Origin of the sequence: Streptomyces sp. NPDC088762 (assembly GCF_044750905.1) — a bacterium.
In the GTDB taxonomy this organism is placed as follows: Bacteria; Actinomycetota; Actinomycetes; order Streptomycetales; family Streptomycetaceae; genus Streptomyces.
The window spans coordinates 386,643-401,499 of sequence record NZ_JBIVKT010000002.1; the positions used below are offsets into that span (position 1 = coordinate 386,643).

The following is a 14,857-nucleotide window of genomic DNA, read 5'->3' on the forward strand; positions in this document are numbered from 1 at the left end:
CGCGAAACGAATTCGGGCAGTTATGGGAAGGATGAGAAAGCGATGAATTTCTTGAAACGGGCATGGTGGCGGCTGGCGTCCCGGCTCGGCAGGACCGTCATGCTGACCGGGCTCTTCTTCGTGATCTGCACCCTCGTCCTGTCCGGGTTCCTCATCCGGGCCGCGGCCGCGCGCGCCGCCGAGAGCGCCAAGCAGAGCGTGGGCGCGGTCGCCACCATGCAGCTCGATCTCAATGCCCTGCTCAATTCCGGCAAGGGGACCGGGAACGACGGCGCGAGCCCCGGACTCATCGGCCCCGGCGGAGACCTCCACCGCGATCTGGTCGACCGGATATGCCGCTCCTCCGTCGTCGCGCAGTGCAACTACAGCACCGATTCCGGCGCCGCGCCCACCGACCGGATGAAGCTTTACAAGCCGGTCCCGCTGCCCGCCGGACAGAAGGACGACGGCCTCGACTTCTTCAAGGCCGACGGCATCCGCGACCTCGACGCCCTGCCCTCCTTCCGCAACGGCGACGACAAGCTCGTCTCCGGGAAGGGCATCAAGCCGGACAGCGCGGGCGACATGGTCGTCATCGAGGAACGCCTCGCCACCGCGAACCACCTCGCGGTCGGCGACCGGATCAGCCTCCAGGTCGGCAACGCCCCCGCTCCGGGCGAGGAACGGGACACGCGGCAGTTCGAGTTCGTGGTCTCGGGCATCTACCGGAGCGCCACCCCCGACTCCGGCCGGTACGTCCCCGCGATGATGGATCCCGCCAACCGGATCTACGTCACCCCCGAGGGCGGCAGCCGGCTGCTGGGCAAGGAAACCGGGGCCGGCGGCGGCGTCGTCAAGTCCGCCACTTTTACCCTGCGCAGCCCGGCGGACCTCGACCGGCTCAAGGCCGCCGCCGAGGCGACCGGCGCCGATCTGAACGTCTTCCCCCTGACCGTCAACGACAAGGCGTACAAGACGCTGGTCGGCCCGATCACCAAGACGGCCTCCTTCGCCACCGTCACCGTATGGCTCGTCGCCCTCGCCGGCACCGCCATCCTCGCGCTGATCGTGGCCTCGAACCTGCGCGAGCGCCGCCAGGAGCTCGGCATCCTGATGTCCCTCGGCGAGAAGAAGCCGAGGCTCCTCGGCCAGCACCTCGTGGAGGTCGCGGCCTGCGCGGTGGTCGCCATCGGCCTGGCGGCGGCGGGCAGCGGGGCCGTGTCCCGGGCCGTCGGCGACGCGCTGCTCGCGGGCGAGGTCTCCTCGGCCAGGGAGCAGGCCGCCGCCGACCGGCAGGGACCGGACCACGGCAACACCACGGGCGGCCCGAAGTCCCCGGGCGCAGAAGGGGAGGAGGCCGAGCCCATCGACCGGATGGACATCCGCGTCGGACCGGCCGACGTCGGCCGGATCGGCGCGACCGGTCTCGGGATCGCCGCACTGGCCACCCTCATCCCCGGAATCCGCGTCCTGCGCCTCACCCCGCGCGACATCCTCTCGAAGGGCAACTGACCATGGCGGCGATCCTCGAACTGGCCGGCGTGAGCCACACCTACCGCTCCGGAACCAGCCGGCGCACGGTCCTCAAAGACATCGACCACGGATTCGAAGCCGGCCGGATGTACGCGGTGGTCGGCCCCTCGGGCAGCGGCAAGACCACCCTGCTGTCGCTGGCCAGCGGCCTGGACACGCCCACCGCCGGAACCGTCCGCTTCAACGGCCGCGACGTACGGGAGCTCGGCCTCGGCACCTACCGCAACCGGCACGCGGCGACCGTCTTCCAGTCCCTGAACCTGCTGACCTACATGACGGCGGTACAGAACATCACCTCCGCCATGGAGATCACCCGGGTGAAGGGCCGCCGCCACAAGCGGCGCGCGGCAGAACTGCTGGACCTCCTCGGCATCGACCGGGCCGACCGCAACCGCCGCACCCTGCAGCTCTCCGGCGGCCAGCAGCAGCGCGTCGCCATCGCCCGCGCGCTCGCCTGCGAGGTGGACGTCCTCTTCGCCGACGAACCCACGGGCGCCCTCGACCACGAGGCCGCCGCCGGCATCATCGAGGTGTTCCGCACACTGGCTCACGACGAGGGCAAGTGCGTCATCGTCGTCACCCACTCCCCGCAGGTCGCCGCGGCCTCCGACGAGGTCCTGCGGCTCAAGCGGGGCAAACTCACCCCTCAGTAGGCGCAGGACCGACCCCCGTCCGCCGTCCGCATGACGGACACCGGTCACGGTTGTCGGACCCCCCGCTTACTCTTGATCACGTGAGTTCGACCCCTGACATCCTCGAAACCCCGGACAGCGACACTCCGGACCGTCCCCTCGCAGAGATCAACGCCGACATCCGCGGCCTCTTCGCCCGCGCCGAAGGACGCCTGTCGGACGCGGAGCGCGTCCGGCACGCGGCGCTCCTGGAGGAGTGGGCCGCGGCGATAAGGGCCTCGGTGGTCCCCGCCGCGTAGCGGCCGCGCCTCCCGCGCCGTGCGGGGCCGCGGCGGCGGTCCCGACCTGGGTCGCACACCTTCGTACCGAGTCGTGTCGGACCGATGAATCCGCGAGTCGGCGGCAGTCTTCCTTACGGGCAACCGCGCCGGCCCCTTCCTCCCGGCGCGCCGCACGTACCGGAAGGTGGACCATGAGCGACCTGCACAGCCTCCTGAACGCCCATGTCGAGGACGGGTCCGTGCCCGGAGCGGTGGGCCTCGTGGCCCGCGGCGAGGACGTCGAGGTGGCCGTCGCCGGCTCCCACGACACCGCCCGCACCGCCCCCATGGCACGCGACTCCCTCTTCCGCGTCGCGTCCCTCACCAAGCCGGTGACCGCGGCGGCCACGATGACGCTGATCGAGGACGGCCTGCTCTCCCTCGACTCCCCGGTGGCGCGCTGGCTTCCCGAACTCGCCGCGCCGATGGTCGTCCGCACCCCGTCCGCACCCGTCGACGACGTGGTTCCGGCCGACCGCCCGATCACCGTCGAGGACCTCCTCACCTTCCGGGCCGGATACGGCTTCCCCTCCGACTTCTCGCTGCCCGCCGTGGGCCCGCTCTTCAGCGAGCTCAAGCAGGGCCCGCCGCAGCCCGGGCAGGTCGCGGCGCCCGACGCGTGGATGGCGGCCCTGGCCCGCATCCCGCTCCTCCACCAGCCCGGCCGTGCCTGGCTGTACAACACCTGCTCCGACATCCTCGGAGTCCTCATCGCCCGCGCCGCCGGCCGGCCGCTCCCCGACCTGCTGGCCGAGCGCGTCTTCGAGCCGCTCGGCATGAAGGACACCGGCTTCGCCGCACCGCGGTCCCAACTCCACCGCTTCAGCAGCTACTACCGGGCCGCCCAGGACGACGGGGCCCTGGAACTCGTCGACGCACCCGACGGCCAGTGGGCCACCCTGCCCGCCTTCCCCTCCGCAGCAGGCGGACTGGTCTCCACCGCCGACGACCTGCTCGCCTTCGGCCGGATGCTGCTCGCGGAAGGCGCGTACGAGGGCGGCCGCCTGCTCGCGCCCGCCTCCGTACGGCAGATGACCACCGACCACCTCACCGCGGCACAGCGCGAGGACGGCGCGCTCTTCCTGGAAGGCCAGGGATGGGGATTCGGCGGCTCGGTCGACATCGACCGCACCGACCCCTGGAACCTACCGGGCCGCTACGGCTGGATCGGCGGCACTGGCACCGCCGCCCACGTGGTCCCCGCCACCGGCTCGGTCACCGTCCTCCTCACCCAGCGGGAGCTGAGCGGCCCGACCCCGCCGGCCCTCATGCGGGAGTTCTGGACCTACGCGGCCGCGCACTGACCGGGCGGCGCGGTCCCCCGCGCAGGGCTGATCGGGTGAAGCGGCGGAACCTGGCGGCGATCCGGCCGTTGATCAAGGCGCTTACCACCGTGCACTCGTGCAACAGAAGGACCAATGATGATCAAGAAGATGATGGCCACCGCCGCCGCCACCGCCGCCGTTCTCGGTGCGGGTGCCGCCCTTGCCTCCCCGGCCATGGCCATCGGGAACGACAACGGCGTCACCACCGTCAACGGCAACGGTTCCCAGCAGATCTACGGCAACCAGAAGACCCACGGCGACCTGAGCCCCCAGCTCGGCCTTGTCCAGGGCACCCTCAACAAGCCCTGCATCGGCCTGCCGGCCAAGGTCAACGTCCAGTCGGTCCTTGCCCTCATCAACGTCGGTGTCCAGGACATCCCGATCGCGTCGAACCCGCAGAACCAGCAGTGCACCGAGAACTCCACCCAGGCCAAGGGTGACGAGACGCTCTCGCACATCCTCAGCAACATCCCGATCCTGTCGGGCAACGTCTCGGCCGGCAGCTGAGGCAGATCCCTCCGCGAGCCGGGGCCTCCGACGCCTGCGCGAGTGCCCACGGGGCCCCGGCTTGTTCTCCCCGGATCCACGGATCCGTCCGCACCGCAGGCGTACGAAGCCGGCCGCGAGGCCGGCGGATCGGGCACCGGTCCTCACGTCACAGAGCCTCCCGTTCCGTCCTGGTGGACGGCGGGAGGCTCTTTGGCGCGAGTTGCACGGCCGGAGCGACGGTGTCAGCGTCGGGACATGACCACCGACCCACAGCGCTTCGAGATCCTGCTGGTGCCCGAGCACGTCAAGGACCGGACCGGTGCTCCCGGGCCTGACCGCCCCCTGCGGTCGGCCGTGGTCGAGGCCACCGGCGAGACGGGCGTCTCCGGCTATCCCCGCTACGTCGGGCAGGGCATGGAGGCCGACATCGACCCGGCCACCCGTACGGTCGAGAAACTGCTCGTCGACGGCTCCGAGCTGGACCCGGGGCTGACGGCCCTCGTCGCCCCCCAGTCGCCGGCGTAGGAAAGCGCCCGGCCCGGCCCCGCGCAGCGGGAACCGGGCCAGGCCCTTCCGGGCGTCCGGGGAGCCTCAGCTCACCTGGACCGTGACGTCGTCCACGACGAAGGAGGTCTGCAGGGACTGGTCCTCCGTGCCGGCGAACTTCAGGGTGACGGTCTGTCCGGCGAACCGGGACAGGTCGTAGGTCTTCTGCGTGTAGCCGGAGTTCGCGTCCAGGTTGGACAGGTTCGCCAGGGTCTGGCCGCCCACCGAGACGGTGAACCGGTCGTAGACGACGCTCTCCGTCTCGTCCGTGTCGATGTGGAGGAAGAAGGCGAGCTGGTACGAGGAGCAGCCCGCCGGGATGGACAGCGACTGCGAGGCGCTGTCGGTGTGGGTCGATCCGTAGCCGTTCAGCCATGCCATGTAGCTGCCGCCGTGCGCGACCTGGCCGGACTGGTTGGTGATGACGCCCGCCGTCGCGCTCCAGGGGCTGGAGCCGTTCTCGAAGCCGCCGTTGGCCACGAGCTGGCGCGGGGTGCAGCCGCCGCTGCCGGTGACGGTCAGCGTGTAGGTGGTGGTGTGGCTGACGGTGCCGGAGCCCGTGACCGTCAGGGTGTAGGTGCCCGGGACGGTGCTCGCGCCCACCTGCACGGAGAGGGTGGAGGAGCTGCCGGACTGGACGGAGGCGGGGCTGAGGGTTGCGCTCACGCCGGCCGGGGCGCCGGAGACGGACAGCGCCACGGTCTGGGCGGCGCCGCTGACGGTGGCGGTGTTGACGGTGGCGCTGGTGGAGCCGCCGGGTGCCGCGGTGCCCGCGGACGGGCTGACGCCGATCGAGAAGTCCTGGGCGGGCGTCTCACCGCCGACGGCCTGCTTCCAGACGGCGTAGGCGACGCCGTCGGCGCTGCGGTCCAGGACCGTGGCGTTGATGTTGTTGGTGGTGTCGCAGGCGCTGTGGTAGCAGGCGTCGTAGGCGGCGTTCGCGGTGCCGCCCCACTTCGCCGCCTGCGCCGAGGTCTTGCGGGCGCTGGCACCGGCCGCGTAGCCGGAGGTGGGGATGCCGGCCTGCTGGAAGGAGTAGTCGTCGCTGCGGCCCTGGCCCTCGGTGTTCTCCTCGGGCGCGAGGTTCAGGGAGGTCCAGTACGCCTTCAGCGGGGCGGCGGTGGCGGAGTTGAGGTTGTTGATGAAGTAGCCGCCGTTGGGGGAGCCGACCATGTCGAAGTTGTAGTAGCCCTTGATGGCGGCCTTGTCGGCGCTGCCGAGGCGGCCGACGTAGAACTCCGAACCGTTGAGACCCTGCTCCTCGTCCGTCCACCAGGCGAAGCGGACGTGCTTGGTCATGGTGGGGTTCTTCTGGGCGAGGACGAGGGCGTTCTCCAGCAGGGTCGCGGAGCCCGATCCGTTGTCGTTGATGCCGGGGCCGGCCGAGACGCTGTCGAGGTGCGCGCCGAACATGACGACCTGGTCGGCGGGACCGCCCGGCCAGTCGGCGATCAGGTTGTTCGACGGGTAGGTGCAGGAGGAGCAGTTCTGCTCGGTCACGGTGTAGCCGGCGGCCTGCAGCTTGCCCTTCACGTACGCCAGCGACTGGGTGTAGCCGGCGCTGCCGGCCCGGCGGTTGCCGCCGTTCTGCGAGGCGATGGTGTTGAGCTGGGTCAGGTGCGCCTGGACGTTGGCGACGCTGATGTCCGGCGGGTCGTTGCCGGGCTGGGTACCGCCGACGTTCAGCGCGTAGTCGACGGTGTGGGAGAGGGTCGTGCCCTGCCCCTTGACGACGACGGTGGAGGCGCCGGGCGCGGCGTTCGCGGTGGCGGTCAGGGTCAGCGTCGAGGACTGGCCGGACTGCACGGTGGCCGGGTTGAAGGTGGCGCTCACCCCGGCGGGCAGGCCGGTCGCGGTCAGCGTCACCGACTGGGCGACCCCGGTGGTGACGGTCGTGGCGACGGTGGTGGAGACCGAGGCGCCCTGCTGGACCGTGCCCGAGGACGGGTTCAGCGCCATCGAGAAGTCGTTGTTCTGCCCGCTCGGCGTGCACGTCGGGTCACCGGACTGCGCGGGCACGCTGATGGCGTCCCAGGCGGCCTTCGTCTTGTTGAAGAGGTCGCACGTGGTGTCCAGCGACTTGGCCGAACTCAGCGTCGCCGTCCGGTACTTCTTGTACGACATGCTGCTGGTCTTGAGGAGCATGCCGCCGTAGAAGATCTTGCCGGCGTTCTGGACGCCCACCCCGGTCACCGTGGACTGGTTGCAGGTGGGGCTGCTCGGCTTGCCGCCGCCCGGGTTGCTTCCCTCGGCCAGCAGGTAGAACCAGTGGTTCAGCGGGCCCGCGGCCTTGTGCACCTCGGTGCCGGGTATCGCGGAGCTGTAGCAGGCCGGGTCGTTGTTGACGGCCGGCGGGTTGTACATGTTGCGGATCGGGCCCCGGCCCTGGAGGTCGATGACCTCGCCGACCGTGTAGTCCGGGGTGTCGTAGGGGGCCGGCTCGTTGATGTACGCCTCGGTCAGCGCGCCGAAGATGTCACCGGTGGCCTCGCCGAGCCCGGCCTCCTGACCGCTGGTGCCGCCGGGGGTGTTGCTGTCGATGGCGTGCCCGTACTCGTGGGCCACCACGTCCACGCCGGCGATCCACTCGTTGGCGCTGTTGTGCCCGATGGTGACCGAACTGCCGTCCCAGTAGGCGTTCAGGTCGCCCAGACCGACCTTGCCCGGGAAGCTGCGCCCGTTGCCGCTGACGCCGTTGCGGCCCAGCCACTGGCCGAGCATGTCCCACTGCTTCTGCGCGGCGAACATCAGGTCCACGCAGCCGGTCTCCTTGCTCGTGGGGTTGCCGGTGCCCCAGGAGTCGGAGGACTTCGTGAAGACCGTGCCGCTGCTGTAGTCCGCGCAGCTCAGGCCGGTCCGGTTCGGGTCGCGCAGCGTGTACGTGGAGCCCGAGTTGGTGGTGTCGATGGTGAGCGGGCCGGGCCCGTTCCACTTGCTGTTGCCGGTGCCGGCCACCACGTCGTCGTAGCTGTCCAGGAACGCGCCGGTGCGGGCGTCGACGAAGACGTGGAGCTTGCTGGGCGCGGTCTTGGTGCGGCCGGACAGGACCGTCTCCCAGGCCAGGACCGGCTTGTCGTCCTTGAGCCGTACGACGAGCCGGCTGCTCTCGACCTTGTCGACCGAGGCCAGCTTCGCCCGCGAGACGGACTCGGCGTCCTTCGCGGCGACCGAGGCCCGGGTGGCCACGTCGATCCGTACGGAGGAGGCGGACTGCAGGGCGCGTACCCTGCCCTCGCCGTCCGCGAGCACGACCGCGTCGCCGCCGACGACCGGCAGGCCGCGGTAGCTGCGCTCGTACGCCACCGAGTAGAGGTCCTTCAGCCAGGGGGTGACCAGGCGTCTTTCGTAGCGCTCCTGCGAGGAGTTGACCAGGGAGTCGAGACCGCTGTTGACGGCCTGGTCGGCGGCCGCGACCGCGCGCGCGGCCGGGGTGTCCTTCGGGGACGGTGCGGGCTGCGCCTGCTGCGCCGCCGATGCCGTCCCGGCCAGGGCTCCGGCGAGGCTCGCGGTCAGCGCCATCGCTGCCACGGCCGCCGTCCATCTGGTGGGCTGCAACGTCCACTCCGATCGTGGGGGGTTGGGGAGTGAGTGTTCGTTCGCGGCCGAGTATGAGCGTGGACATGACGGGAATGGGACATCCCGGCAGGCATAAGGCCCGCGTTATGGTGCCGTCGCGGCGCGCTGCGTACGCTGCCCGGATGCAGCTGGAGTTGAGGCATCTGCAAGCCGTCTGCCGGATAGCGGAGGCGGGCAGCCTGGGGGGCGCGGCGCGGCGGCTCGGAGTGTCCCAGCCCGCACTCTCCGCCCAGCTGCGCCGCATCGAGCGGGTCACCGGCGGGGAACTCTTCGTCCGCGGCAGGAGCGGGGTGGAGCCCACGGCGCTCGGCCAGTTCGTGCTCGCCAAGGCGCGCCGCGTACTCAGCGAGATGGACGCCCTCGGCGCGGAGGCGCGCGCCCTTTCCACCGGGACCCCGCTGCGGCTGGGCTGCATCCTCCTGGTCCTGCTCGACGGACTGCTCGCCCGGACCGACCTGTCCATGTCCGGTCGGGAGATCACCGTGGACCTGGAGGACTCGGTCACCGCGCTCGCCCGGATGCTCGGCGCCGGACGGTACGACGCCATCGTCTACGGCGAGGTCAACGACCACGAGGTGCCGCTCCCCGAAGGGGTCCACGCGCGCACGCTGGTGTCGAAGGAGCCGTTCTGCATCCGGCTGTCGGCGAAGCACCCCCTCGCCGCACTGGACCGCATAGACCTCGCCGACCTGGCCGGCGAGTCGTGGATGACGCTGGTGGAGGACGACGACGGCGGTCCCGAGGCCCTCGTCGCCGCCTGCGCGCAGGCCGGGTTCAGCCCGTCACTGCGCTACCGGATCACCGACCGCAAGATGCACTACGACCTGATCGCGGCGGGCCGCGCGATCTCGCTGAGCCAGCCGACGGCCCCGCCGGCGGAGGGTACGGTGATGCGCCCGATCGTCGGCGCGCCCATCACCGGCCGGATCCGCCTGGCCTGGAACCGCTCCGGGGTCTCGGCCGGGCAGGCGCGGCTGCTCTACCGCGCCGCCGCCGGCGCCTATCTGGCCAACGTGGACAACAACGCCTTCCACAGGGCCTGGTGGGACGCCCACCCGGAGGCCCATCCGGCGGCGGACTGACCGTGGTGGCGGGGCGTGGTCTCAGCCCTGACGGTGGGCGGTGAGCAGCAGGTACTCCCACTTCATGGCGCCGTCCCGCAGGTACTCACCGGCGAGGGCGTCGAGGTCGGCGTCCAGGGCGGCGGCCCGCTCGGCATCGTCGCCGAGGCTCCGGTACACGGCGATGGTCGGCCCGTAGCAGGCCTTGAAGAACTCGCGGAAGTCCTCGGGCCGCGCGAAGCGGTCCACGCGTACGGTCTGCCGGCGCGCGTCGACGTCGGTGACGCGGTCGCCGAGCAGTTCGTGGACGTGCTCCTCGTCCCCCCACAGCGGCGGCGGCTGCGCCCCGGGCGGCGGCGGGGGCGCGTACGGCTTCATCGCGGCGAACATGCGGCCGATGAAGCCCTGCGGAGTCCAGTTGACCAGCCCGATGGTGCCTCCGGAGCGGCAGACGCGCACCAGCTCGTCGGCGGCGCTCTGGTGGTGCGGGGCGAACATGACCCCGACGCACGACATCACGATGTCGAACTCGCCGTCCGCGAAGGGCAGCGACTCCGCGTCGGCCTCGCGCCACTCCAGCCGGGCGCCCCGTACGGCGGCCAGCTGCCGCCCCACCTCCAGCAGCTCGGGGGTGAGGTCGGACGCGACCACGTCGGCCCCGGCCAGGGCGGCCGGAATCGCCGCGTTGCCGGAGCCCGCCGCGACGTCGAGCACGCGGTCGCCCTGCCGCACCCCGCACTCGCGGGCCAGCAGGGCGCCCAGTTCCGGGATGACGTGGGAGACGACCGACGGGTAGTCGCCCAGTGCCCACATCGTGCGGTGCTTGGCCTTCAGGGCGCGGTCCGCCTGGACCGCTTCGCTCGGCTCGGTCATGACAGCCGCCCTCCGGGGGCCTGAGCAGCCCCTTCTCCGAGCATAAGTAGCTTTCGCCGACCCAGCCTGTCGGCCGTGCGGGTGCAGGCGGGCGCGGGCGGCGGGTGCCGGTTCCGGTTCCGGTTCCGGGACGGTCAGCGCCGGCTGTTGAGGAACCCGATGGCGACGGCGCCCCACCACGCCACCTGCGAGACGCTCGCGGACACGGCGCCCCAGACCAGGAGCGGGCGGGTGGCGGGCCGGCCGTCGAGGGCGGCCAGCCGCCGGTGCAGCACGCCGGCCTGGACGCCGTTCAGGGCGAGGACCAGGATCAGGCCGAGCTTGACGCAGGTGAGCGGGTTGGAGAGGTCGGGGTGGAGGAAGGCGCCGCTGGCGATGAGGCCGCCCAGGCCCGCCCATACGGGCAGGTGCAGGGGCGCGGTGGAGCCGACTACCTCGCTCAGGGCCTTGCGGCCGCTGAGCCAGAGGAGGCCGTAGTAGTCGATGGCGAGCACCGCGCCGAAGCCCACGACGAGACAGGCGAGGTGGACGAAGAGCGCCGCCATGTGGAGCGTGGAGTCGGCGCGCAGATGGACGGCCACCCAGATGCTGGCCGCCCACGCCGCGCACACCGAGAGGGAGGCCAGGGTGGGAGCGCACCACAGCGGGACCCTGAGCAGATCGGCGGGCTGCGCCGATCTTCGGGGGACCGAGGTGACATCTGCTGTGGACATGGTGCTCCGATGGCGGGAACGGGAGGGTGGGCCCACGCCGCACAGCGTGAGCGAAGGTAAGGCTGCCCTAAGCGGAACGATTCCGTCAATGTGATCTCACCGGCGCCCGCTGCGGCCCCTCGCGCCTCCCACCGGCATAATCGGCGGTCCTGCCGAGCCCGTAAGGGAATTGGAGACCGCAGTGATACCCAGGCACCGCCAGGCCCCCGTGGTCACCGCTCTGGTCGCGGGGCTGTTCGCGCTGACCGCGTGCGGTGCCACGCACGCCGGGGACACCGCCGGTACGCCCTCGGCGCCACCGGTGCTCACCTCTCCGGCGCCCGACCCCTCGGCCGCGGCGGCAGCCGCCCGGGCGGCCCACGACGAGGCGTTCCCGGAGGTGGCGGCGCGCTGCGCCGGATCGGGGCCGGCCACGGCCGGCTCCTCCGGCGGGCCGGCCCCCCTGCCCACCGACCCCGAAGCCGCCAAGCACGCGGAGAACAACGCCTTCAAGCAGAAGCGCCCGCTCACCGGCGAGGCCCGCTGCCGGGGCGACGCGCACGCGCAGCGCATCAAGAAGGCGCTGACCGGACCGGGCGTCACGGTGCCGGCCACCGAGGCGGAGCTGGTGGCCGCGCTGACGCGGCTCGGCTACGAGCCCGTGAACGGGAGCGTCTACCGGACCGGCGGCGCGCTCGGTTTCTCCTACCTGGTGCCGGGCACCGGGCCGTGCGTCACGGGGTGGTTCGGCAGCCCCGCCAAGGTCGAGGCCCACGGGGTGTACATGGAAGGCGGCTGCACGGAGCCGCGCGGCGGCCACTGACGTACGCGATGACGGCGACCGCGGCCCGGGCCGGCGGGCCCGCGGCTCACGCGAAGTCGCGCGCGAAGGCCTCGCGGAAGCCGGGCCGGGCCACCGCCTCCTCGAAGGCGCGGGCGGCGCGTGCCAGCCCCGCCTCGTTCTCCTGGGCGGCGGCGAATTCCGCCAGGTAGGCGGGCAGGCTCAGGCCACGGGCCGCGGCGAGCGCGGTGAGCCGGTCGTGGACCTCGGTGTCGAGCTCGACTGTGGTGGTGTCAGCCATGCTCCGAGTATGCGCGCCCGCGAGCGGCCCGGGGGCCGGTTCGCGCAGGCGAGGGGTCGGCGCCGGGTCAGTTCGACGACTCGTCGAGCACCGAGAGGACGTTGCCGGCGGGGTCCTTGAACCAGGCGATCGAGGGCATCCCGCCATCGCCCCTGACGATGCCCTTCTCGTCCGCGTCGAACTCCGGATAGCGCTCGAAGGTGATGCCGAGGGCCGTGAGGTCGTCGACGGCCTTCTCCACGTCGGCGACCGGGAAGTTGAGGACCGTGAAGTCCGCTGCCCGGTGGTTGTCCTTGGGGTAGAGCAGGACCGTGCCGCCGCCGCCGAGGTGGAGGAACAGCATGCCGTCGCCCTCCGAGACGCGCAGGCCGAGCGTGCCGCCGTAGAACTCCTTGGCCTTCCCGACGTCGTCCACCGAGAAGCCGCTGAACGCCTTGGTGTCCTGGAACATGATCACTCCGTTCTCCGCCGCGGTCCCCTTCCCATCCTCCTCCCGGCGTCCCGGGGGTCGCACGTGCGCGCCGGGCAGCGGTGCGGGGCGGCGAGCCGGGCGAGGATAGGTAGGAGATTTCCTACGTTTGACATGTAGGAAATCTCCTACCTATCGTGGGTGGCATGAACATCACGCACGCCTCCTTTGTCACCCTCCCCGTCGCCGACCAGGACCGCGCCCTCGCCTTCTACACCGACGTGCTCGGCTTCGAGGTGCGGACGGACCGCCGGGTCGGTCCCCTGCGCTGGCTCCAGGTCGCCCCCGAGGGAGCGCAGACCGTCTTCACCCTCTCCGGCCCGGGGATGGGCGATTTCACGCCCGGCTCCACCCGGGGGATCATGTTCGTCACGGCCGACGTCGACGCCGACTGCGCCCGGCTCGCCGCGGCCGGAGTCGAGGTCGAAGGGCCGGACGACGCCCCCTGGGGGCGGATGGCCGGTTTCCGCGACCCCGACGGCAACGGCCTGATGCTGCTCACGGAGAAGGAAGGCTTCTAGTCCCATGGTCACGACGGGTGCCGCCGAGGACCGCGTGTTCGCCGCGCTCGCCAACGGCACCCGCCGTGAAGTCCTGCGGCTGCTGCGCGAGCGCGGCCCGCAGCCCGTCCAGGCCCTCGCCGACCACTTCGACATGCGCCGCCCCAGCCTCTCGGAGCACCTCAAGGTGCTGCGGGAGGCCGGGCTCGTCTCGGAGGAGCGCGCCGGCCGGCAGCGGATCTACCGCCTGGAGGCCGCGCCGCTCGCCGACGTGCAGGACTGGCTCCACCCCTACGAGCGGTTCTGGCGCGACCGGTTCAAGGACCTCGGCGAACTCCTCGACCGCATGCCCGACGATGAGGCATGACCACCGCACCCGGCCCCCACCCCGGCCCCGCGCCCGACGACGACCTCACCACCGTCAGGGTCGACCAGTTCCTGCCGCACCCGCCCGCGAAGGTGTGGCGCGCCCTGACCGAACCCGAGCTGATCGCCCAGTGGCTGATGGCCTCGGACTTCCGCCTGGAGGTCGGTCACCGGTACACCATGACCACACTGCCCCGCCCCAACACCCGCTACTCCGGCACCACCGAGGCCGAGGTCCTGGCCTACGAGACCGGGCGCATGCTGTCGGTCCGCTGGCGCGACGCCGACGCCTCCGCGGGCAACACGGCCGACTGGACGATCACCTGGACCCTCGAACCGGAAGGCCGCGGCACCCGGCTCTTCCTCGTACACGAGGGCTTCGACCCGGACGACCCGGCCCAGATGGCCGCCCGCACGATCATGGGAAAGGGCTGGCGCACCTTCGTCATGGACGCGCTGCGGGCCGTGGTCGAGCGGCTCTGAGGGGGTGGCGGGGCCCGGACTCCGGGATGCGGCCGTCGATATGCCGGAAGGCATCCCCTAGCCGGCGGCCTCCTGCGGGCCGGCGGTCGCCGGGTCGCGGCGGTGGGCGAAGCGGTCGGCCGCGCGGCGGCCGCGCGCCTCGACGGGGAGCACCCCGGTGGCCGCGCCGAGTCCGAAGGGCGGCATGTCGAAGTAGATCGACTCGTGCGAGCCCTCTGGCACGACGTACGCCTCGTGCCACAGCCCCACGTACCCCCGCAGCTTGCCGGCGCGCACCTTGCGGTTGATGATCGACCACGCCTTGTGGTGGAACATGTCCGGGGCCGCGGCGTAGGCGTAGAGCTTCTCCTTCGACTCCCAGTACTGGACCACGTAGAACGTCCGGGGCGAAGCGGTGAGCAGGATGTGGCCGAGCAGCCCGCGGTCCCCAGGAGCCCGGACCCGACGACGAGGACGAGGCCACGGCGGCCGCGCGCGGTGAGGTGGACCGGCTGCTGGACATGCTGGGCTGGTCCACCGCCCGTGAGCTGGGCGCGCTCTCGCCCGTCCACCGCTCGCTGGTGGTGGCCGTGGCCACGCTGATCCGGCTCGGCTACTCCTGGGACGCCGAACTGATGGCCCCGTACGCCCGGCTGATGCACCAAGCGGCCATGCGGGACCTGGACTTCGTGGAGACGCACCCGTCCGAGGCGGAGAAGGTCGAGACCGCCGTCGCCGCGACCATCCTCTTCGAGCCCGTCCTCAAGGCACTCCGCCGCCTCGCACAGGAAGAGGAGTCGGCCCGGCGCTACGGACTGGCGTGACGGGGGACGGGGATGGACGCACTGTCCGGGGCCACGGCAGGGCCGGTGTGCTCCGTACGAGTTCTCTTGGGGTGCCCGTTCGGCCGCAGAGCCGAGTTCATGATCATCATTTTGGCTCCCGATCGTTT

At 71.8% G+C, this 14,857-nt stretch carries 16 protein-coding genes and 2 pseudogenes; 12 read left to right on the forward strand and 6 right to left on the reverse strand.

Going from position 1 to position 14,857, the window contains the following annotated elements:
* Nucleotides 1-42: 42 nt before the first annotated feature.
* From ACIP5M_RS06435 to ACIP5M_RS06460, 6 genes are all read left to right on the forward strand, one after another.
* Complete coding sequence (locus ACIP5M_RS06435; RefSeq protein WP_401192672.1) at nucleotides 43-1,491, forward strand: ABC transporter permease; 1,449 nt, start codon at nucleotides 43-45, stop codon at nucleotides 1,489-1,491.
* Between the two features lie 2 nt (nucleotides 1,492-1,493).
* Nucleotides 1,494-2,165, forward strand: a complete 672-nt coding sequence (locus tag ACIP5M_RS06440) for an ABC transporter ATP-binding protein (protein WP_401192675.1) — start codon at nucleotides 1,494-1,496, stop codon at nucleotides 2,163-2,165.
* 80 nt (nucleotides 2,166-2,245) lie between these two features.
* A complete protein-coding gene (locus ACIP5M_RS06445; protein WP_401192677.1) occupies nucleotides 2,246-2,443 on the forward strand; it encodes a hypothetical protein in 198 nt (65 codons plus the stop codon).
* 173 nt (nucleotides 2,444-2,616) lie between these two features.
* On the forward strand, nucleotides 2,617-3,768 hold the full coding sequence (locus ACIP5M_RS06450) for a serine hydrolase domain-containing protein (RefSeq protein WP_401192680.1): 1,152 nt from the start codon (nucleotides 2,617-2,619) through the stop codon (nucleotides 3,766-3,768).
* Between the two features lie 117 nt (nucleotides 3,769-3,885).
* Nucleotides 3,886-4,296 (forward strand): rodlin, encoded by a 411-nt coding sequence (locus tag ACIP5M_RS06455; RefSeq protein WP_401193541.1) that lies wholly within the window; start codon nucleotides 3,886-3,888, stop codon nucleotides 4,294-4,296.
* A 237-nt stretch (nucleotides 4,297-4,533) separates the two neighbouring features.
* Entirely contained in the window at nucleotides 4,534-4,803 is a 270-nt protein-coding gene (locus ACIP5M_RS06460; RefSeq protein ID WP_401192682.1) for a hypothetical protein, read from the forward strand.
* Nucleotides 4,804-4,869: 66 nt separating this feature from the next.
* Here ACIP5M_RS06460 and ACIP5M_RS06465 read toward each other — a convergent pair whose 3' ends face one another.
* The gene (locus tag ACIP5M_RS06465) at nucleotides 4,870-8,352 is read right to left on the reverse strand and encodes a M28 family peptidase (protein ID WP_401192685.1); all 3,483 of its coding nucleotides are present in this window, start codon (nucleotides 8,350-8,352) and stop codon (nucleotides 4,870-4,872) included.
* Nucleotides 8,353-8,522: 170 nt separating this feature from the next.
* Between ACIP5M_RS06465 and ACIP5M_RS06470 the strand changes: the two genes are divergently transcribed.
* Entirely contained in the window at nucleotides 8,523-9,482 is a 960-nt protein-coding gene (locus ACIP5M_RS06470; RefSeq protein ID WP_401192687.1) for a LysR family transcriptional regulator, read from the forward strand.
* Nucleotides 9,483-9,503: 21 nt separating this feature from the next.
* Here the strand turns inward: ACIP5M_RS06470 and ACIP5M_RS06475 are convergent, their stop codons facing one another.
* Nucleotides 9,504-10,334, reverse strand: a complete 831-nt coding sequence (locus ACIP5M_RS06475) for a class I SAM-dependent methyltransferase (RefSeq protein WP_401192690.1) — start codon at nucleotides 10,332-10,334, stop codon at nucleotides 9,504-9,506.
* Between the two features lie 134 nt (nucleotides 10,335-10,468).
* A complete protein-coding gene (locus ACIP5M_RS06480) occupies nucleotides 10,469-11,047 on the reverse strand; it encodes a hypothetical protein (protein WP_401192692.1) in 579 nt (192 codons plus the stop codon).
* Between the two features lie 181 nt (nucleotides 11,048-11,228).
* Here ACIP5M_RS06480 and ACIP5M_RS06485 point away from each other — a divergent pair, with 181 nt between their 5' ends.
* Nucleotides 11,229-11,849: a hypothetical protein gene (locus tag ACIP5M_RS06485; protein ID WP_401192694.1), complete on the forward strand. Its 621-nt coding sequence runs from the start codon at nucleotides 11,229-11,231 to the stop codon at nucleotides 11,847-11,849.
* 46 nt (nucleotides 11,850-11,895) lie between these two features.
* Here the strand turns inward: ACIP5M_RS06485 and ACIP5M_RS06490 are convergent, their stop codons facing one another.
* On the reverse strand, nucleotides 11,896-12,108 hold the full coding sequence (locus ACIP5M_RS06490; RefSeq protein WP_401192697.1) for an antitoxin MazE7: 213 nt from the start codon (nucleotides 12,106-12,108) through the stop codon (nucleotides 11,896-11,898).
* A gap of 67 nt (nucleotides 12,109-12,175) precedes the next feature.
* Nucleotides 12,176-12,559, reverse strand: a complete 384-nt coding sequence (locus ACIP5M_RS06495; protein WP_401192700.1) for a VOC family protein — start codon at nucleotides 12,557-12,559, stop codon at nucleotides 12,176-12,178.
* Between the two features lie 164 nt (nucleotides 12,560-12,723).
* Between ACIP5M_RS06495 and ACIP5M_RS06500 the strand changes: the two genes are divergently transcribed.
* Genes ACIP5M_RS06500 through ACIP5M_RS06510 form a run of 3 tightly spaced genes read left to right on the forward strand, consistent with a single transcriptional unit; the run spans nucleotide 12,724 to nucleotide 13,926 of the window.
* Nucleotides 12,724-13,098, forward strand: coding sequence for a glyoxalase superfamily protein (locus ACIP5M_RS06500; RefSeq protein ID WP_401192702.1), 375 nt, complete (start codon nucleotides 12,724-12,726; stop codon nucleotides 13,096-13,098).
* A gap of 4 nt (nucleotides 13,099-13,102) precedes the next feature.
* Nucleotides 13,103-13,444: an ArsR/SmtB family transcription factor gene (locus ACIP5M_RS06505; RefSeq protein ID WP_401192704.1), complete on the forward strand. Its 342-nt coding sequence runs from the start codon at nucleotides 13,103-13,105 to the stop codon at nucleotides 13,442-13,444.
* Entirely contained in the window at nucleotides 13,441-13,926 is a 486-nt protein-coding gene (locus ACIP5M_RS06510; protein ID WP_401192707.1) for an SRPBCC domain-containing protein, read from the forward strand. Before ACIP5M_RS06505 ends, ACIP5M_RS06510 begins: the two co-directional genes overlap by 4 nt.
* Nucleotides 13,927-13,983: 57 nt before the next feature.
* Here the strand turns inward: ACIP5M_RS06510 and ACIP5M_RS06515 are convergent.
* Nucleotides 13,984-14,355 (reverse strand): annotated as a pseudogene (locus tag ACIP5M_RS06515) (monooxygenase family protein); the annotation flags it as partial.
* Here ACIP5M_RS06515 and ACIP5M_RS06520 point away from each other — a divergent pair.
* Nucleotides 14,352-14,729, forward strand: a pseudogene (locus ACIP5M_RS06520) (transcriptional regulator); the annotation flags it as partial. The pseudogenes ACIP5M_RS06515 and ACIP5M_RS06520 sit on opposite strands and share 4 nt — an antisense overlap.
* Nucleotides 14,730-14,857: the final 128 nt, after the last annotated feature.